This is a genomic window from Blautia caccae, assembly GCF_040095955.1.
In the GTDB taxonomy this organism is placed as follows: domain Bacteria; phylum Bacillota; class Clostridia; order Lachnospirales; family Lachnospiraceae; genus Blautia; species Blautia celeris.
The window spans coordinates 1-19159 of sequence record NZ_JBBMFP010000032.1 but is presented as its reverse complement, the minus strand read 5'-3'; the positions used below and the strand labels follow the sequence as shown (position 1 = coordinate 19159).

The 19159-nt window shown below is 43.5% G+C and carries 16 protein-coding genes and 1 riboswitch; of the genes, 15 read left to right on the top strand and 1 reads right to left on the bottom strand.

Annotated features, from left to right (window positions below; genetic code table 11):
* Positions 1–36 precede the first annotated feature (36 nt).
* The 3 genes from WMO65_RS23835 to guaA all read left to right on the top strand — a co-directional run bounded on the left by WMO65_RS23835 (position 37) and on the right by guaA (position 3611).
* A complete protein-coding gene (locus tag WMO65_RS23835; RefSeq protein ID WP_054350520.1) occupies positions 37–714 on the top strand; it encodes a pentapeptide repeat-containing protein in 678 nt (225 codons plus the stop codon).
* A 75-nt stretch (positions 715–789) separates the two neighbouring features.
* Positions 790–884, top strand: a riboswitch (NiCo riboswitch).
* Between the two features lie 114 nt (positions 885–998).
* Positions 999–1901 (top strand): cation diffusion facilitator family transporter, encoded by a 903-nt coding sequence (locus WMO65_RS23830; protein ID WP_033139148.1) that lies wholly within the window; start codon positions 999–1001, stop codon positions 1899–1901.
* 165 nt (positions 1902–2066) lie between these two features.
* Positions 2067–3611 carry a glutamine-hydrolyzing GMP synthase gene (gene guaA, locus WMO65_RS23825; RefSeq protein ID WP_148392526.1) on the top strand — a complete coding sequence of 515 codons (1545 nt, stop codon included), beginning with the start codon at positions 2067–2069 and terminating at the stop codon, positions 3609–3611.
* A gap of 197 nt (positions 3612–3808) precedes the next feature.
* Here guaA and WMO65_RS23820 read toward each other — a convergent pair whose 3' ends face one another.
* Positions 3809–4297 (bottom strand): helix-turn-helix domain-containing protein, encoded by a 489-nt coding sequence (locus WMO65_RS23820; protein ID WP_148392525.1) that lies wholly within the window; start codon positions 4295–4297, stop codon positions 3809–3811.
* A gap of 303 nt (positions 4298–4600) precedes the next feature.
* On the opposite strand from WMO65_RS23820, the gene WMO65_RS23815 reads away from it, so the two are divergent.
* The 12 genes from WMO65_RS23815 to WMO65_RS23760 all read left to right on the top strand — a co-directional run bounded on the left by WMO65_RS23815 (position 4601) and on the right by WMO65_RS23760 (position 18917).
* Entirely contained in the window at positions 4601–4798 is a 198-nt protein-coding gene (locus WMO65_RS23815; RefSeq protein WP_148392524.1) for a helix-turn-helix domain-containing protein, read from the top strand.
* On the top strand, positions 4798–5871 hold the full coding sequence (locus WMO65_RS23810) for a site-specific integrase (protein ID WP_148392523.1): 1074 nt from the start codon (positions 4798–4800) through the stop codon (positions 5869–5871). Before WMO65_RS23815 ends, WMO65_RS23810 begins: the two co-directional genes overlap by 1 nt.
* A gap of 2 nt (positions 5872–5873) precedes the next feature.
* Positions 5874–6206 (top strand): plasmid mobilization protein, encoded by a 333-nt coding sequence (locus tag WMO65_RS23805; RefSeq protein ID WP_148392522.1) that lies wholly within the window; start codon positions 5874–5876, stop codon positions 6204–6206.
* On the top strand, positions 6199–7386 hold the full coding sequence (locus tag WMO65_RS23800) for an AAA family ATPase (protein WP_148392521.1): 1188 nt from the start codon (positions 6199–6201) through the stop codon (positions 7384–7386). The genes WMO65_RS23805 and WMO65_RS23800 overlap by 8 nt, the downstream gene beginning before the upstream one ends.
* Positions 7387–8179: 793 nt before the next feature.
* A complete protein-coding gene (locus WMO65_RS23795; protein WP_148392520.1) occupies positions 8180–8389 on the top strand; it encodes a helix-turn-helix domain-containing protein in 210 nt (69 codons plus the stop codon).
* A 13-nt stretch (positions 8390–8402) separates the two neighbouring features.
* A complete protein-coding gene (locus WMO65_RS23790) occupies positions 8403–9059 on the top strand; it encodes a type II restriction-modification system restriction endonuclease (RefSeq protein WP_148392519.1) in 657 nt (218 codons plus the stop codon).
* Positions 9049–10548 (top strand): methyltransferase, encoded by a 1500-nt coding sequence (locus WMO65_RS23785; protein WP_148392518.1) that lies wholly within the window; start codon positions 9049–9051, stop codon positions 10546–10548. The genes WMO65_RS23790 and WMO65_RS23785 overlap by 11 nt, the downstream gene beginning before the upstream one ends.
* A gap of 56 nt (positions 10549–10604) precedes the next feature.
* The gene (locus WMO65_RS23780; RefSeq protein ID WP_148392517.1) at positions 10605–12692 is read left to right on the top strand and encodes an AAA family ATPase; all 2088 of its coding nucleotides are present in this window, start codon (positions 10605–10607) and stop codon (positions 12690–12692) included.
* Positions 12693–13203: 511 nt separating this feature from the next.
* Positions 13204–13518 carry a type IV toxin-antitoxin system AbiEi family antitoxin domain-containing protein gene (locus WMO65_RS23775; protein ID WP_148392516.1) on the top strand — a complete coding sequence of 105 codons (315 nt, stop codon included), beginning with the start codon at positions 13204–13206 and terminating at the stop codon, positions 13516–13518.
* A gap of 531 nt (positions 13519–14049) precedes the next feature.
* Positions 14050–15678 (top strand): glycoside hydrolase family 13 protein, encoded by a 1629-nt coding sequence (locus tag WMO65_RS23770; protein ID WP_412337329.1) that lies wholly within the window; start codon positions 14050–14052, stop codon positions 15676–15678.
* A 36-nt stretch (positions 15679–15714) separates the two neighbouring features.
* Entirely contained in the window at positions 15715–17223 is a 1509-nt protein-coding gene (locus WMO65_RS23765; RefSeq protein WP_148392514.1) for a response regulator transcription factor, read from the top strand.
* A gap of 14 nt (positions 17224–17237) precedes the next feature.
* Positions 17238–18917 carry a sensor histidine kinase gene (locus tag WMO65_RS23760; protein WP_148392513.1) on the top strand — a complete coding sequence of 560 codons (1680 nt, stop codon included), beginning with the start codon at positions 17238–17240 and terminating at the stop codon, positions 18915–18917.
* Positions 18918–19159 lie beyond the last annotated feature (242 nt).

Genomic DNA, 19159 nt, shown 5'->3' with positions numbered 1-19159 from the left:
TTACAAATTAAAACGAAAGAGAAATGTGGGTAAAATATGAACAGTAAAATGTTTCAAGAACCAAAGGCTCCTGTAAAACTGCCGGTCATGGAAGACGTGTCTTCTGTACTGGAAGCTGCGAAGGTTTCTGAGGAAGAAATTACAGGCTGCTGTTTTAAAGGAGTGTTTATCACTAAGTTTGATGGGAAACTGCTTCGTTTCAAAAGGGTAGCTTTTGAAAACTGTAAGTTTATCGGCTGTTTTTTCGATGAGGCCAGTTTCACTGATGTACGTTTTAAAAACTGCGATTTTTCCAACACCAGCCTCACGGATGTCTATTTTAAGAGATGTTCCTTTCAGTCCTGCAAGGCAGTTGGAGCTGATTTTTACGGCAGCCTTATGCGGCATGTGTCATTTCTGGAATGTAATCTTTCAGATATGAATCTGGACGCATCCAGAATGAGCTATGTTAAAATAAAGGACACGAATATGGAAGAGTCAAGCCTGAGCAAATGTGGGCTGGACAACATGGACTTACATCAGGTAAAGTTTGCCGGCACCAGCTTTTTCAAGACTGCGCTCAAGGGCGTGGATATGTCTGACTGTGATATGGACAAAATCATCATATCCGACGGCAAGGAGGAACTGAGAGGTGCTGTGCTCAATATGTCGCAGGCCATAGTCTGCGCAAAGCGGATGGGAATTGTGATCAAAGAATTCGAGACAGAAAACTAAATAAAAAATTAGCATTGACTAATGGGCCTGCTCTGGCATAAAATAACATAAACTTCTTTGCACTGCATTTATACTACAGTACAAACTGAGCAGGCACGGATGCTGGGCATCCGTATAGCCGGGTCACTTTTAGTGACAGCAGATGAGCATAGGGCATCTGTGGGACAGTAGATTACTTTATTGTTCCGCAGGTGCTTTTTAAATGGTTGGAAACAGCCCGGGTATTAAGAAGCAGCAGAGAAAGTTATGCAGTATCAAGGAAACAATACCGGGGAGGATTTAAAATGGAACAGGTAAGGAAAGAATTCGTTACGGATGAAAAGGCAAAGAAAATTGCACTTCATGTATCCGGAGTCAGTGTGGCAGGTAATGTGCTGCTCTCTCTCTTTAAACTGCTTGCAGGTATTATCGGTCATTCCGGTGCAATGATCTCTGATGCGGTACATTCTGCTTCCGATGTATTTGGAACGATCATCGCAGTTCTTGGGATCAGCATTTCCAAAAGAAAATCAGATGCCAACCATCAGTACGGACACGACAGACTGGAGTGTGTGGCTGCCATTGTGCTGGCTGTGATCCTGCTGGCCACGGGGCTTGGAATCGGGATCAGCGGTGTGGAAAAAATCATAAAGGGAAACAGTAAAGGGGCGGCGATACCGGGCGTTATCGCACTTGTGGCAGCTGTCGTTTCCATTGTGTTCAAGGAGTGGATGTATTGGTATACCAGAGCAGCAGCCAAGAAGATCAATTCCGGCGCTTTGATGGCAGAAGCCTGGCATCACCGTTCCGACGCGCTTTCTTCTGTCGGAGCATTTGCCGGTATTTTGGGCGCAAGATTGGGTTATCCTATTTTAGATCCCATTGCCAGTGTGATCATATGTTTATTTATAGGAAAAGCGGCTTATGATATATTTAAGGATGCCATAGATAAGATGGTGGATAAATCCTGTGATGATGAGACTCTGGAACAGATGCGCGGCATTATTTCAAAACAGGCCGGCGTGCTGCATATTGATATGCTGCATACGAGGCTTTTCGGAGCAAAAATGTATGTGGATATTGAAATTTCCGCGGATGGCACGCTTTCCCTTGAGGAAGGACATGAGATAGCCCAGAAGGTGCATGATGCCGTTGAAAAGGAGTTTCCGCTGGTAAAACACTGTATGGTTCACGTAAATCCCGTATAAAATACAGTTAAGTAAGGTTCACGAAGAATGCGGCTTTGCAGGGGCGATTTTTGTCAGATATTCTGTTTTTAAGATATGGAAGGGAAAATTTCTTGTAAATTGAAGCGGGATATTTTATAATGAAATCTAGTTTTGAGGAATGCAAAAGAACAGGAGGGCACTTTTTTGAAGAGAGAAACCGTAATTGTACTTGATTTTGGCGGCCAGTATAACCAGTTGATAGCAAGACGTGTTCGGGAATGCAATGTATACTGTGAGATCTATTCTTACAAGACAGATATTGAGAAAATAAAAGGAATCCAGCCTAAGGGAATTATTTTTACCGGAGGTCCTAACAGCGTGTATCTGGAGGATTCTCCCACATATACAAAAGAAATCTTTGAGCTGGGAATTCCGGTTCTGGGAATCTGTTATGGTGCGCAGCTTATGATGCATCTGTTAGGCGGTCAGGTAGGCACAGCGCCTGTCAGGGAATATGGAAAGATCGAGGTTACGGTGGAACAGTCTTCCAAGATGTTTGAGAACGTGTCCGAGAAGACAATTTGCTGGATGAGTCACAATGACTATATTGCGAAAGAAGCACCGGGATTTGAGATCATTGCCCATACATCGGACTGTCCGGTTGCAGCAGTGCAGAATCCGGAAAAGAACCTGTACGCGGTTCAGTTCCATCCGGAAGTGCTGCATACACAGGAAGGGAAGAAAATGCTTTCCAATTTTGTTTATAATGTGTGTCAATGCTCCGGTGACTGGAAGATGGATTCCTTTGTGGAGGAGAGCATCAATGCCATCCGTCAGAAGGTTGGAGACGGCAAAGTGCTGTGCGCGCTTTCCGGCGGTGTGGACTCTTCTGTTGCAGCGGTTATGCTGTCAAAGGCAGTTGGAAATCAGCTTACCTGTGTGTTTGTGGACCATGGTCTTTTAAGGAAGAATGAGGGCGATGAGGTTGAGGCGGTATTCGGACCGGAAGGCCCTTATAACCTGAATTTTATCAGAGTAAATGCGCAGGAACGTTTTTATGAGAGATTAAAAGGTGTGGAAGAGCCGGAAGATAAGCGGAAAATTATCGGTGAAGAGTTTATCCGCGTATTTGAGGAAGAGGCGAAGAAGATCGGTGCAGTTGACTTCCTGGTGCAGGGAACGATTTATCCGGATGTTGTGGAGAGCGGAGTGGGCGGAGAGTCCACTGTGATCAAATCTCACCATAATGTGGGCGGCCTGCCGGATTACGTTGATTTTAAGGAGATTATCGAGCCGCTCCGTGACCTGTTTAAAGATGAGGTGCGCAAGGCCGGTCTTGAACTGGGGATTCCGGAGTATCTGGTGTTCCGCCAGCCGTTTCCGGGCCCGGGTCTTGGTATCAGGATCATTGGAGAGGTAACTGCGGAAAAAGTGGAAATGGTGCAGGAGGCTGATGCCATCTGGCGTGAGGAAATCGCCAATGCAGGACTGGATAAGGAGATTGGACAGTATTTCGCAGCATTGACGAATATGAAATCTGTGGGCGTTATGGGGGATGAGAGAACCTATGACTATGCAGTGGCGCTGAGAGCGGTTACTACTACGGACTTCATGACAGCTGAGAGCGCAGAGATTCCCTGGGATGTGATTGGGAAGGCGACAAGCAGGATTGTGAATGAAGTGAAGCATATTAACAGGGTTATGTATGATTGTACCGGGAAACCGCCGGCTACGATTGAGTTCGAATGATTTCAGAGTCCCGGAAAAGCCCGGAATGACTGGGTTTTCTAAGGTTTGATGCCCTCCGTGGCAACGATTTGGCAACATTTTTTCATTATTCATAAAAAGAGAGCTAACTGATTTTGATTAGTCAGTTAGCTCTCTTTTTCTTTTTATTATTGTCCTGTGCAACAAACGACCTCTTTCGTGGCCTACAAGTGAGAGGGTCAAGCGAGATCCTGGGGCGGCGTCTTCACATAGTTCTGGGTCTTGTCAAACTCCGGATAGTGGTAGCGCCACTTGTCGTAATCCTCCTTAGAAATCTCGCCCGCCTCCAGCATGGCGGCGGCCTGCTGCCAAGAGCAGAGCATCTCATGCAGACGGGCGGCATCCTTGTTCTTCCGAACATCGACCTTTAAGCAGACCTCTCCGTCCATCTCGCTGACCTTAAGGCCGTAGTTGTCCTCCAGGGTGAACAGGGTGTGCATGAGCCCCACATAGGAGTCTATATCCGGGACAGAAAGCGCATGGGGAGAGACATCCAGCACCTCAGCCAGAGCAGCGGTCAGGTCTGCCTTTGGGGTTCTTGATCCTGTTTCGTACTGTGCAAGGCGCACATCAGCAGACTTTTCTGGGAATCCCAGCGTCATGCCGAGATATTTCTGTGTCATCCCCCGCAGGAGACGGAAAAAGTGAATTCGTTCACCAATCGCCATATCATCCACTCCAATCGTTGGTTGTCTTTAGAAAAGCGTAGCAGAAATGCTTAGTAAAGTCAAGAGAATCCTAAACAATTTTATTTAATTTATTTTGCGTACTCCGATTGACATAAGCTATTATGCTTAGTATAATGGCAATATGCAAAGCATATTTGCTTAGTTGGAATAACTGAAGAAACTTTTTTCAAAATTCTTGGGTGCAAAATCTGAAAAAAGTGGCAGTAGAGAGTGAGGAGGTCTTTATGAAAAACAAAATTGGCAGGCAAAAGCAACCAACAAGGAAAGGAAGGTATTTTATTTATGCAGAAACAGAGTTTTATGCGAGCAGACGAAGTTGCTCAGGAATTGGGCATCTCCAAATCCCACGCCTACAAGGTGATCCATGGGCTTAATGAAGAATTGCAGGAGAAAGGGTATCTGACCATTTCCGGCCGAGTCAATCGAGAATTCTTCAGGGAGAAGTATTACTATACCAAAACGGCAAAGGAGGAATCATAATGGCAGTTTACAAGGAAGAAAAAACCGGCACCTGGCGGGCAGTTTATCGCTATACCGACTGGAATGGTGAGCGGAAACAGACCCAGAAGCGCGGTTTTAAGACGAAACGAGAGGCGCAGGCATGGGAGCGTGAGCAGGTTCATAAAACCAGTGCCGACCTGGATATGAACTTCAAAAGCTTTGTGGAACTTTACACAGCGGATATGAAGGCCCGGCTCAAGGAAAACACTTGGGCCACAAAGGAGCATATTATCCGCACAAAGCTTCTCCCCTACTTCGGCAAGCTGAAGATGTGCAACATCACTGCCCAGCAGATTATCACCTGGCAGAACGAGATGCTGAACCACAAGGATGAAAAGGGACAGCCCTACTCGCCTGTGTATCTCAAGACGGTCCACAACCAGCTCAGCGCCATCTTCAACCACGCAGTTCGGTACTACAACCTCCGGGAAAATCCCTGCAAAAAGGCTGGCAGTATGGGGAAAAAGAAAAACCGAGAGATGATGTTCTGGACCAAGGAGCAGTATTTGAAATTTGCCGAAGTGATGATGGACAAGCCGCTGTCCTTCTATGCCTTTGAGATGCTTTACTGGTGCGGTATCCGAGAGGGAGAACTTCTGGCTTTGACCCCGGCAGATTTTGACTTTGAGAAACGCACTGTCACCATCAACAAATCCTATCAGCGGCTAAACGGACAGGATCTGATTACCATTCCAAAAACTGAAAAGAGTAATCGGATCATCACTATGCCGCAGTTTCTGTCAGAGGAAATTCAGGATTACCTCAAAATGCTCTATGGCATTGGCGCAAATGACCGAATGTTCACCGTCACCAAGAGTTATCTCCACCGGGAGATGGATAGAGGCTCCAAAGAGGCCGGAGTCCCGCGCATCCGAATCCATGATATTCGTCACAGCGCAGTTTCGCTTTTGATCGACATGGGGTTCTCCGCCACAGCCATCGCAGATCGGGTAGGACATGAGAGCATCGACATCACTTACAATTATGCACACCTGTTTCCGTCCAAACAAACGGAAATGGCAGATAAATTGAATATGGAAAGGAGCAATTAAAAATGTCAGCAAAAAATTTGGATAAGCACAACCGTTGGAGGAACAAGACCGTAGCCTTCCGGGTCTCCCCTGAGGAGGATGCCCAGATTGAAACAGCAGTCAAGCTCACCGGACTGACCAAGCAGGATTATATCATTCGTCGGCTGCTCTGCCGGGATGTGGTAGTACAGGGAAATCCAAGAGTCTATAAGGCACTGCGAGATCAGCTGGTTGCTGTGCTGGACGAGCTGCACCGGATTGAAGCCGGGCAAGGCGTAAATGAGGAACTATTGGACACCATCCAGATGATCACAACCATTATGAAAGGAATGCAGGAGGATATTGCCTATGATTGATGAAAAAAAGAAAATGACCACCCAGGACTCATCTGTTGGCGCAGACGATGGGCAGTCAATCTCTAAAAACTCTGACATTAGTATAACCACTTCCAAGGGAGAAATCAACGATGAAGTTATAAATCCTCAGGAAAGCCTGGAGGAAATGTACCGCAGGATACAGCGCATGAGCGACCCAACTTACCTGCACACTGTAACCCTAGACGAACTGATGGACAATGTGTTTGAGGTAAAGTCTGCAGTGATTGAAAACCTGCTCTATACCGGAGCATATATCCTTGCCGGAGCGCCCAAAATCGGCAAGTCCTTCCTGGTGGCACAGATCGCCCATCATGTCAGCACTGGGCAGGATTTGTGGGGCTACAAGGTTCATCAGGGAACAGTCCTCTATCTTGCTCTGGAAGATGACGAAAGCCGTTTGCAGCGCAGGATGTTTCGTATGTTCGGTGTGGAGGGGACAAGCTCTCTCCACTTTGCTACCAGTGCCAAGATGATTGGCAGCGGTTTGGATGAACAACTTGAAAAGTTTGTCCGGGAACACAGAGACACCAAATTGATTATCGTGGATACACTTCAAAAAGTCCGGGAGATGGTGAGCGATAACTACAGTTATTCCAGCGACTATGAGGTGATTGGAAAACTGAAACAATTTGCAGACCGGCATGGAGTTTGCATCCTGATCGTTCACCACACCAGAAAGCAGCCTGCGGGAGATAGCTTTGAGAAGATTTCCGGCACCACCGGACTGTCTGGCTGTGCAGATGGGGCACTCATTATGCAGAAAGAAAAACGAACTGACGGAAAGGCCACACTGGAAATCAGCGGACGGGATCAGCCGGATCAGCGGCTGTATTTAAGTAAAGATCAGGAGCGTTTGGTATGGCTCCTTGACCATGCGGAGAATGAGCTTTGGAAGCAACCTCCGGATCCGGTGCTGGAAGCGGTAGCGAAAATCGTATCTGACAAGAACCGCGAATGGGAAGGCAGCCCAACAGAGCTTTCTGAAGCCCTCCAGTTGAATATGGCAGTAAACCGTCTTACTAAGCATCTGAATGTAAATGCCAGCCGCCTGCTGGAAGAATATCAGGTGAAATACGAAAACAAAACAAAGCACTCAGGACGGCGCATCCGGCTGACCTACATGGTAATAGAAGCACCTATGGTTGAAGTAATCAAGTAAAGCGCGACGCTTGCAACGGTCGCGACGGTGTTTTGAGGAGTACTCCCAGCACCGTTGCGACCGTCGCCACCGTTGCGGGAAAGAAGATATGAGGTGGTGTTTCGCCACCCCATCTTTTCAGGTGATCCCTATTTTAGGGCGTACCATGTAATCATTAAGGGGTAGCCCTCATGACTTGAAACCGGGGCACAGGGTGCAAAGTAAAAGCGAACGATAGGAAAACATTTTGCCCACCCATATAGCGAGGGTTACTGTGTTCCGCGGCAGCCATAAGGCAGTAAGGGTGGAACGATTTGTTCCAGGGCATCTGAAAGGAGACGGCGTTTTGGCGTACCCTTTCAAAGCGTTCGCAGAACGCGCAGCCACAGAATGAAATTCTGTGTTCAAAGGGGCTTGGGGGCTCTGCCCTCAACAAGCAGACGGCAGGAAATGTGAGTGTGTATTAACACACGCATTGCTTGCCGGATTTGTGTGTGGCTATCCACACGCATTGCTTGCCACAATAATCCCGAAAACTTCTTTTCTGCCTGTTTCTATGTTAGCTAGCTCAATAATTGTTGATTTTTCTCAGATTTAGACTATTGGGGTTATGGCTCGATAGTATATGTATTTCTGTTTCTGAACAGATATCTGAACGCATGCGCCGAGCAGAAACAATGTGACTGATTCCTGTATCCAACCATCTAATGATTACATTATTAAATCTCATAGAGGTTAAATCTGAATTGGCGATTGAAATAATCACGAATTCGTGATAATATATTATTGCAAATTTCATCATAGGAGGTGTAGTATGGCGATTTGTTACGACAAACTTTTTCACCTAATGATAGACCGAAAAATTTCTAATGTTCAATTAAAAAATATGGCAGGGATTAGTGCTAATGTAATTACTCGCCTTAAACGTGAGGAATATGTATCAATCGAAAGTATTGAAAAAATTTGTTTGGCGTTAAACTGTGGTGTGGATGATGTTTTAGAGTTTAAGCTTAATGAAAAATGAGAGGATAAGAATAATGAAACCTGTTTTAACAATTCGAGATTTAATTTTAGAGGCGGAAGCATTTTGTGAACGACTTTCTGAGGAGAACCACACCGAACTCATCGGTGTAACTGATGGAAAGGCTGTTGGTACATATGTAGAGCACAGATTTCAAACCTATTTGGATAGAATGTATGATGTTGAAATTGGTAGTAGCGCAAAGGGAATTGATCTTCCTGGAGAAGATATCCTGACTGATATCAAGGTCACATCTATCACTCAACCTCAGTCAAGCTGTCCATTTAGGAATGCTCGCCAGAAGATTTTTGGGTTAGGCTATAACTTATTGGTGTTTGTTTATGATAAACATGATACACCCAATTCTTGCACGCTTACCTTTACTCACTGCACCTTTATTGACAAATGTAGAACTGCTGACTATACGATCACTTGCAGATTGCGTGAAATGCTACATGATGGAGCGTATAAAGAAGACATCATTGGATTTTTACAAGATAGAAATGTCCCAGGCGATGAAATTGTATACGACGACTTAGCTGAAGAAATTCTTGATCACGAACCGATGCAAGGTTATTTAACCATCAGTAATGCGTTACAATGGAGATTGCAATACCGCAGAGTTATTATGCTAAACAATAGTGTTGATGGAGTTATAAACTATGAGTGGTAAAAGAGAGTTTGGAGACTACCAAACTCCCATCGATTTTGCAGAAAAGGTATGTTTATATCTCAAAGAGAAAAAAGGCATTGCCCCAACAGCTATATTGGAACCCACATGTGGAATTGGAAATTTTCTGAAGAGTAGTTTGGTTTTTGGAGCAGGCGAGATTGTCGGAATCGAGATTAATCCCGAGTATTGTGCTCTTTGTCGAGAGAATGTTACCGATGAAAGAATACGAGTTTTAAACGAGAACTTTTTTGGAACCGATACAAGAAGCCTGTTTCAGAATTCCCAAAATTGTCTTGTTATAGGAAATCCTCCATGGGTTACTAATAGCACATTATCTTCAATGGAATCTACCAATCTGCCACAAAAGAAGAATTTCAAAGGTCTGAAAGGCATTGACGCAATCACAGGTTCAAGCAATTTCGACATTTGCGAGTATATCATTTTACAATTGATTGATGAGTATAGAGATACAGATACGACATTAGCTATGCTTTGTAAAACAGCGGTTGCACGGAATGTGTTTGTTGAGCTGAAAAGAAACAAAATTGGTTTTTATGAATGTGAAGTTGTTGAGTTTGATGCATCCAAAGTTTTTAATATTAGTGCAAGTGCCTGCTTACTCATTATAGCATTGGGTAAGACTAAAAACTCACCAGATATTTGCAATGTACGTAACTTTGATGATGTTGACCATGTAATTTCAAATTTCGGTTATAAGGATGGTCAACTCTACAGCGACACATCTTTTTCGCCTTATAATTTTGATGGAACAAGTTGCTTTGAATGGCGGCAAGGTGTAAAGCATGATTGCTCTAAAGTTATGGAACTTACATGGAATGAAGAATCGTTTGTAAACGGGAGAAAAGAACTGGTAGATATTGAAAAGAATATTGTATACCCTTTGATTAAGAGTAGCATGTTCAAGAAACCAATAATCAACTCGTTTAAAAAATATGTGATTGTTACGCAGAGAAAAGCAAAAGAGCCTACGGATCATCTACAGTTGGACGTTCCGAAGACATGGGCATATTTACAGCAACACTTAGAAGATTTCCAAAAACGAAAAAGTTCTATATATGCTCATGCACCTGAGTTTTCTATGTTTGGTGTAGGTGATTATTCTTACTCTCCCTATAAGGTAGGTGTAAGTGGATTTTATAAGCAGCCGTTGTTTTCTGTACTGTATTCGGATGATGGGATTCCGGTCATGACTGATGATACAAGTTATTTTATCTGCTTTGACCATTATGATACAGCTTATGTGGCAATGTTGCTTCTAAATAGTGCTCCTGTACAAGCTTTTTTGAAGAGCATTGCGTTTTTGGATGCAAAGCGTCCCTATACAAAGAAAATTCTTGCACGGTTGGATTTCAAAAAAATGATTGATACACTCACGATTGCAAATTTGCAACTTACGGAAGAACAATTAAACCTTGATTCGTATGTCACAGAGGCAATGTACAGAGCATTTCAAGAACTCGTTCATTAACAGAATGAGATAAATATATTGCTATGTTTTCTTTAATATAGCGGAAAGGAAAAAATATGATTTTAGACAGTTTTCGAGTTACAGAATTCCGTTCTGTTCAAGATAGCGGCTGGATTGATGCTGAGCAAATCACAGCATTGATTGGAACTAACGAGTCGGGTAAAACAAATATTTTACTTCCATTATGGAAATTGAATCCGGCGAACGAAGGTAAGATTGATCTAAAGGATGATCTACCAAGGGACAAGTACCATCTTTACAGAGCAGCAGAAAAGAAGCCAGTATTCATCTATGCTAAATATCGGTTGTTAGACCAAGAGCAGCAAGACTTGTCTAAACTAAGTGGACATACTACAGATGAATTTGTAGAGATTATTGTATCAAAGGACTTTGACGGAAACTTATTTTGGGAGTTCCCTTTAGAACAAGCAGCCAATCCTAATGCTGAGGAAGAAGCCAAAAATGTGTTGCAGAAATGTAAAGACACACTAATTGCAGCATCGGAGTCAACTGCCAAAGCGGAAAATGAACGTCGAGAAAAAGCCAAAGATATATTGGACGGGGCATTGAAGCAACTCAATAGTAATAGCGATATCATAACGGAGTTAAAGGACATTGTAACAGAGCTCAAATCTTTTGAAGAGGATGTAAAAAGTTCTGTCGCTTGCAGCGTTATTGATGATGCGTTGCATTGCATTTCTACTCTCCTTGAAAAGGCATCCATGCCAACGCTTGCTGAAACCAAGAAAGTTCTCGATTATCTTAAGGCAAATATGCCTAAGTATGTGTACTATTCAAACTATGGAAATTTGGATTCACAGATTTATTTGCCTCAAGTCGTTCAGAATATTGGAAGGACGGATTTAGGCGCAAAAGAAGCTGCTAAAGCTCGTACATTAAAAACTTTATTCAAATTTGTCAAGCTTGATCCTCAGGAAATAACCGATTTGGGATCTGAAAGCTCCGGAAGTCTTAATTCAGAAGAAATTGAGCGTATTGCTAGTAAAAAAGAAGAACGTGAGATTTTATTAGCTTCCGCTTCAACGGCCTTTACAAAATCATTTAATGAGTGGTGGAAACAAGGAAACTATACCTTTGAATTCCAAGCAGATGGAGGTTTCTTTAGAATTTGGGTTTCTGATTCTATCAGACCGGAAAGAATCGAGCTGGAATCCAGAAGTACGGGCTTGCAATGGTTTTTCAGCTTTTATCTTGTGTTTTTGGTTGAGAGTGAGCAGCATCATCAGAATGCGGTACTTCTTTTGGATGAACCAGGAGTAACACTTCATCCGTTGGCCCAGAAAGATCTGTTCGTTTTCTTTGAAAACTTAGCAACGAATAACCAAATGTTATATACTACACATTCGCCGTTCATGGTGGATTCAAATCATCTGGAAAGAGTGCGATCTGTATATATTGATGCAGAAGGAAAAACGGTTGTTAGTCCTGATCTACGTGCATCAGAGCGACTAAAAGGAAAAAATCAACCACAATCAATTTATCCGGCTCATGCAGCTTTAGGATTATCCGTATCTGATACATTGCTTGTAAATTGCAATCCAGTATTAGTAGAAGGAGAGTCTGATCAGGTCTACCTTTCTGCGCTAAAAAATCTGTTAATTTCAAAAGGAAGTATTTCACCACTTAAGGAGATTGTATTTATTCCTACCGGTGGTGTCAAAGGTATAAAAGCAACTTCCGCAATTTTATCTGGGACAACTTCATCAAAACCGCCTGTTTTAATTGATGGTGATAAGCCGGGTATTAAAATGGCTACAGAGCTAAAATCAGATTTTTATGCGGCTGATAAAGATAAGATAATCAATATTTCTGACTATACACCATTGGAAAATGGTGAAATTGAAGATATTTTTCCGAAAGAAAAACTTGCTCGAGTTATAGCTAAATTCTTACCACGCCCTGAGGAAGTCGATGAAGATTTCGATGACATTGTAGTTGAAGATAAGCCTGTGTGTGATCAAATTGAAGAATTTGCCAAAAAGCATGAGATTACTTTGGAACAGGGTTGGAAGGTTAGACTTGCGGTTACTGTAAAAAGAGATATCCTTAAAGGAACGGATAAAGTAATCAGTATAGATGACCCCGAATACGAAAGAGTAGTCGAACTATTTAAGAAGCTTTGATTGAACATCGAGAACGAAGGTGTATATATAGGGGACAGTAATTTGGCAACACCATGGCAACAAAAAATCAGATAGCCTCTACTATCTGAATAATGGAAAGAATACCAATACTCTGAGCTAAATCTCATAAGCAAATCTGTTTAGAAAACATCTAACAGGAGCGAGTTCGAATAGTAAACAGAAAGCCGTGAGGCCGCATAAACAGCGGGTTTCACGGCTTTAACTATAGGTCGTGGTACTATTTTGGTACTATTATAATAATCAGAATATTTAGTGCTTTATTTTGCGAATAAAGAAATCATTTTTTATTGTATCATTTTTATAAGTATTATAGAGATTAGTATCAAGAGGCCAGAGCGTTTGTTCTTAAAGGAACAGGCGCTTTTTTAGTAGATATTTAGGGAGAGGTTTTGGATGGAAGGAATAAACAGCAGTTAAATCATACGATATCAATACTTTACATACAAACTATAATACTTTATTATAAGTTGTATGAAAGTAAGGTGATGAAATGACAAAGAAATGTTGGAACAGCTCTCAAAAGAAAAGGATCCTGAGGACAGCAGATGCTCAGACATTAGAAATTTCCAGGCCCTACTTTTTAGAATTTATCCAAAAGCACGGGTATGAAAAGATGGCCCACGGCATCTATCTGTCCCCGGATGCCTGGGAGGATGGGATGTATATCCTGCAGTCCAGATGTCCGCATGTTGTTTTTTTCCACGAGTCTGCTCTATACCTTTTGGGGCTGACAGACCGGGAACCTATGCAGCATACGGTGACGATGAAAAGCGGCTATAAAACGACAAATCTAAAGGGGATTTAAGGCCTGCAGACGGAAATGTGACCTTTGAGAATCACAAGACACACTTTGATAAAGTGTTCCTACAACAGTACGGTGATCAATGTGATCAAATAAAAGGAGTAAAAATAGGCCCAATACTTCAGAAGAGAGAAGTGTTGGGCCTATCATGTAATATGATTTTCCGAATGCTTTCTACTTTACCTATCACTTTTAAGCCCTTCCAGCTTTCTTTCCCCGTAAGATAATCAATCTCTCTCTTAACCATGCCATGGAATGTGGGGAATATACAATGTCCAGGTAGATTCCTTAACTTTCCGTAAATTTTTTTGCAAATTGGTATTTTTTCTTCTATACTTAAATCACATAGTCTCCTATAATTAAATGTAACTGATCAGTGCCCTCACAGATACAGGCAAAAATCCATGCAAAATCGCCTTTGGCGATGGGATTTTTGCTTGGCTGCTAAACGCTTTCTTACGGTCAGCGCAGTAAATGCGCAGACCTATTGAATAGTTACAATTAAATTACAAATTGATGGAGGTACTATGGATGATGGAGATAAATAAGGACCAATGGTGGAAAAAGGCTGTGATATACCAGGTGTATCCACGGAGTTTTCAGGACAGTAACGGTGACGGGATTGGGGATATTAATGGGATTATAGAGCGGCTGGGATACCTGGAGGATTTAGGGATTGATGCTATATGGCTGTCTCCTGTGTATCAGTCGCCGCAGGATGACAATGGATATGATATTTCCGACTACCAGGATATTGATCCTATGTTTGGGACCCTTGATGATATGGAGAGGTTGATTAAGGAGGCGAAAAATCATCATATCCGGATTATTATGGACCTGGTTTTGAACCATACGTCGGATGAGCATCGGTGGTTTTTGGAGGCGAAAAAAAGTAAAACAAATCCCTACCACGATTATTATGTGTGGAGGGATGGTGTGGAGGGCACGCCGCCCAACGATATGACTGCCTGCTTCGGCGGCTCTGCATGGGAGTGGGTACCGGAAGTACAGCAGTATTATTTCCACCAGTTTTCAGTCAAGCAGCCGGATTTAAACTGGGACAATCCCAAGGTGCGCCGGGAAATATATGATATGATTTACTGGTGGATGGAAAAGGGCGTGGGTGGATTTCGGCTGGATGTGATTGACCAGATTGCCAAGGAGCCGGATAAAAAGATTACCAATAATGGTCCCCGCCTGCACGAGTATCTTCGTGAAATGAGCCGGGAAACGTTCCAGAAGGGTGATTTGATCACAGTGGGCGAAGCCTGGGGAGCGACCACAGAAAACGCTAAGCAGTTCAGTAATCCGGACGGCAGCGAGCTTTCTATGGTGTTCCAGTTTGAGCACATTGGTCTGGACCAGCAGGAGGGGAAAGAGAAATGGGATTTGGCCCCGCTGCCGTTTTTGAAGCTGAAGGAAATATGGAACCGCTGGCAGACAGAGCTTAACCGCTTCGGCTGGAACAGCCTTTTTTGGAACAACCATGATTTGCCCCGAATTGTGTCACGGTGGGGAAATGATAAGGAATACAGGGCAGAGTCTGCAAAGATGCTGGCAACGCTTCTGCATGGTATGCAGGGCACGCCGTACATCTACCAGGGCGAGGAGCTGGGCATGACAAATGTGCAGTATGCCATTGAAGATTACCGGGATATTGAAATCCGCAATATGTATCAGGAGCGCTTAGCCAAAGGTTATGAGGAGGCCGACATTATGCGTTCCATCCATGCCAAGGGCCGGGATAATGCCAGGACGCCAATGCAGTGGGATGACACAGAAAACGCGGGCTTTACCCAAGGTATTCCCTGGATAAAGGTTAACCCAAACTACAGGGAAATCAATGCAGAATCCCAGGTAAACGATCCTTGTTCCATATACAATTATTATAAAAAGCTGGTGGGTCTGCGCAAGGAATATGACGTCTTTGCTGAGGGAAGTTTTCAAATGCTTTTACAAGACGACGAGGATATTTTTGCGTATTTAAGGCAGGGAGAAACAGAGAACCTTCTGGTTATCTGTAATTTCTACGATAAGACCTTGAAGTGCCCCCTGCAGGAGAGCTGGGGTGAAGGTACACTGTTGATCTGTAATTATGAGGATAGGAGTGATATGTCTGTTCTCCGGCCATATGAGGCCAGAATATATCTCCTTCAAAGATAAAATATTAAAGGCTGGTGCGCTGGGGAGGAAATTGGTATGTACCGTTTGATGATTGCAGATGATGAGGATGACGAGCGCATGGGAATAAAATTCCTCATGAAAAAGTGTGGCTTCGGCTTTGACATCACAGAGGCCGCAGACGGCAGGGAGGCGTTGGAAAAGCTGAAGGAAAGTGCTGTGGATATTCTTTTTACAGATGTCAAGATGCCCTTTATGAACGGCCTGGAGCTGTCTGCTAAGGCCAGGGAATTAATCCCTGAGATACAGATTATATTTTTCAGCGGATATGATGATTTTGATTATGTGAAGCAGGCGTTGTCCCTGCAGGCAGTGGACTACATATTAAAACCAGTGAATCCTGAAGAGTTTGAAAAGACTATCCGGCTGGTGGTGGAGAGGATGGAGCAGAAAAATGCTCTTTTGCAGCAGAACCAGCAGGCGCAAAAGTCATATATATTGTCCAGACTGTTAAATAAAATGCCTTATGATAAGCTGAAAGGCAAATATCTCGATAAGGATTTGGCATTTCTGGAGAAATATACAAGGATGATTCTCATGGAGTTTGAGGATGAATTTTTCGGAAACAGGGCAGAGGATATCTATGAATTGCAGGATAAAATAAGGGAGCAGCACAAGTTGCCCTTTGACATGATTGACCTGAATCCTTCCCAGGGTATCCTTCTATTAAAAGGGGGTGAGTATACAGAGAAAGAATACAGGCAGCTGGCGCAGTGTATTCACCTGTTGGTAGAGAAAGAATACCAGGAGCAGTGTTATTTTTCCGTCAGTCCCCCGCTTCTTAAGCCACAGGATATCGGAGTGGTGTATGCACAGGCGGAAGGGTATCTGGAGGACCGCTTTTTCTACAAAGGAATCTATGTATATCCGGTTGATGAGAACAAAAGGGAAGTGGAAGCCAATTCAGAAAAAGAAGAGCAGTTCCTTCGGGAAATTGAGCGGGATGTGAAGTGTAAAGACGGGTACAGCCTTCGTAAAAATGTGGAGCAGCTCATCGAAAAGTGCAGGAATAACAGCTTTCAATCTTACATTTATACACGGTTTATCTGTGCCAATTTACTGAAAATACTTTTTCTGGGACTGCCTGGTGAGGACGAGCAGCTTATCGCAAATGTGGAGCAGCTATATACGTATAGCAGCTTCCAGGATATAGAGTTTCTCCTTGAGCAGGTATTAAAAAAGCTGGAGGAAAAAATGACGGTTGAGGAGTCACCTAATCATGTGATATCCATCGTGGAACAGTATATCCGTCGTCATTATATGGAAGGTTTGAGCCTGGATATTCTGGCAGATAAGGTGTATTTAACACCTCATTATCTCAGCAGCATATTCAGCCAGGAAAAGGGGATCGGCATTAACCGGTACATCAAAAACGTGCGAATGGAGAAGGCCAGGGAACTGCTGTTGGGCACCAATATGAAGATCAGTGATATCTGCAGGATGGTGGGATATTCCAACCTCTCCTATTTCTGCAAGGCTTTCCGCAACGAATATGGTATCACACCTGAAAAATACAGAGAACATTAAGGAAATCAAGTGGCATGAAGAAGCTAAAGCAGTGGTATAAAAATTTGAAATTCCGCAAAAAGGTATTGCTGGGATATATGGCCGTGAGCTTGATTCCGGTGATTATTTTGGGTGTTTTTTCTTATGTACAGGTGCGGAATCTCCTGCTTGCCCGTGAGGAGCAGGTTTTGGAGGAAACTTTACAGCAGAACGTGACAGCATTGGATGGAAGCCTGACTTCATACAAATATTTCATGGACAGCCTGGTCTGGAATTCTAATCTGGAGCAGGCTCTTGCCGCGCGGTATGATACGAATTTCCAGATGTTTCTGGCATATCGGGATGTGATTGACCCAATGCTTTCCAACATCCGAAATCTGAACCCCGCTGTTGAAAGAGTGACCATATACAGCTCCAATGCAACCATATATTCTCACGGAGAGAGCCTGAGGCCCCTGAATGAGATTGGTATTTCCACAGAGGAATTGAAGGACAGTAAGATACATTGGTATTATAAAGACAATAAGCTGGAGCTGTACTGTAAAATTTATTCTGAGAAGAAGTCAGAGCAGAATATCATTTATATGGAGATAAGCGACAGGCAGACCTTTGCCAATCTGAAAACACTTTTTGAAGAGGATTTCGGCGTCTTGATCACAGATACAAATGACAATCCAGTGTTCTCTTACCTTGCGGGGCAGGGAGAGCAAATTGCTGCCGTGAGCAAGAAGGAAGTCCTCCGGTCTGGCCGCTGCGTGGTGAAGGAGGACCGGATCGGCGTGTGTGAATGGGGAATCCTCCTGTACAGGCCGGTGGGCGCGGTTTCTGCGGCAGCGAAGGGCATTACGGTTTTAGTGCTGCTGGTGATCATAATCTGTATGGTCCTTATTATTTTAGCCAGTTCTATCCTTTCCAAGAGCGTAGTGAAGCCATTGGGAGAGCTGATGCACAATGTGGAACAGGTGGAGGACGGCCATCTGGCAGTGGACATTAAGGCGGAATCTTCCGACGAAATTGGCCGCCTGATTCATAGCTTCCGCAAAATGGTGGAGCGTCTGAATTATATGGTAAACGAGGTTTACCAGAGTAAGATAACCCAGCAGGAATATGAGATGAAAGCTCTCCAGGCTCAGATCAATCCTCACTTTTTGTATAACAGTCTGTCTTTGATTAACTGGAAGGCAATCATGGCAGAGCAGGAGGAAATCAGCGAGATGGCACAGCTTCTTTCCACTTTTTACAGAACCACCCTGAACAAGGGGAAAAATGTTATTACGGTAAAGGGAGAATGGGATAATACCTGCTCCTATATCAGGATTCAAAGGATGATGCATTCCGGAAAATTTGAGGCGGAGATGGAGATGGAAGAATCTATCCTGGAGTATGAGATGCTCAATCTTCTGCTGCAGCCTCTTGTGGAAAATGCTATTATTCATGGCTTGGACCACAAGGAAACGGAAGGGCCGAAGCAGCTTCTCGTGAGAGGGCGCAGGGAGGAAAATACTCTTGTTTTTGAGGTGACTGACAATGGATGCGGGATACCAGAAGAGGTTTTGCCCTATATTCTCACATCCAAGACCAGCGGCTATGGCGTGCAGAATGTGCATCACCGCATACAGCTTTATTATGGAGAGCAATTTGGGCTGGTATATAAAAGTGAACAGAATAAAGGAACCACGGTTCTGCTGACCATTCCCATCGTAAATGCGGGATAAGAATAAAAGGGAGATACTTCTTTAAGAGAAGGTCTCCCTTTTACGATGGCGGAAATTCCCCTGAAAGCTCTGCCTTATAATTCAGGGAAAATGTATTGTAAAACGGTAATTTGTGTCGTTTACGAAAACGGGGAAGGTACCATATAATAGGGGTATAGCAAGGAACGGCCGTTATAAAAAGCAACAAAACATTATTGTCTGCGGCGGCAGACAGCATTATAGATAAAAGGAAAAATCAGGAG

Excerpts from the sequence above, each read along its gene's own strand:
- WMO65_RS23835 (WP_054350520.1), top strand. The coding sequence starts at position 37 with ATGAACAGTAAAATGTTTCAAGAACCAAAGGCTCCTGTAAAACTGCCG.
- WMO65_RS23830 (WP_033139148.1), top strand. The coding sequence starts at position 999 with ATGGAACAGGTAAGGAAAGAATTCGTTACGGATGAAAAGGCAAAGAAA.
- WMO65_RS23820 (WP_148392525.1), bottom strand. The coding sequence starts at position 4,297 with ATGGCGATTGGTGAACGAATTCACTTTTTCCGTCTCCTGCGGGGGATG.
- WMO65_RS23815 (WP_148392524.1), top strand. The coding sequence starts at position 4,601 with ATGCAGAAACAGAGTTTTATGCGAGCAGACGAAGTTGCTCAGGAATTG.
- WMO65_RS23810 (WP_148392523.1), top strand. The coding sequence starts at position 4,798 with ATGGCAGTTTACAAGGAAGAAAAAACCGGCACCTGGCGGGCAGTTTAT.
- WMO65_RS23805 (WP_148392522.1), top strand. The coding sequence starts at position 5,874 with ATGTCAGCAAAAAATTTGGATAAGCACAACCGTTGGAGGAACAAGACC.
- WMO65_RS23800 (WP_148392521.1), top strand. The coding sequence starts at position 6,199 with ATGATTGATGAAAAAAAGAAAATGACCACCCAGGACTCATCTGTTGGC.
- WMO65_RS23795 (WP_148392520.1), top strand. The coding sequence starts at position 8,180 with ATGGCGATTTGTTACGACAAACTTTTTCACCTAATGATAGACCGAAAA.
- WMO65_RS23790 (WP_148392519.1), top strand. The coding sequence starts at position 8,403 with ATGAAACCTGTTTTAACAATTCGAGATTTAATTTTAGAGGCGGAAGCA.
- WMO65_RS23785 (WP_148392518.1), top strand. The coding sequence starts at position 9,049 with ATGAGTGGTAAAAGAGAGTTTGGAGACTACCAAACTCCCATCGATTTT.
- WMO65_RS23780 (WP_148392517.1), top strand. The coding sequence starts at position 10,605 with ATGATTTTAGACAGTTTTCGAGTTACAGAATTCCGTTCTGTTCAAGAT.
- WMO65_RS23775 (WP_148392516.1), top strand. The coding sequence starts at position 13,204 with ATGACAAAGAAATGTTGGAACAGCTCTCAAAAGAAAAGGATCCTGAGG.
- WMO65_RS23770 (WP_412337329.1), top strand. The coding sequence starts at position 14,050 with ATGGAGATAAATAAGGACCAATGGTGGAAAAAGGCTGTGATATACCAG.
- WMO65_RS23765 (WP_148392514.1), top strand. The coding sequence starts at position 15,715 with ATGTACCGTTTGATGATTGCAGATGATGAGGATGACGAGCGCATGGGA.
- WMO65_RS23760 (WP_148392513.1), top strand. The coding sequence starts at position 17,238 with ATGAAGAAGCTAAAGCAGTGGTATAAAAATTTGAAATTCCGCAAAAAG.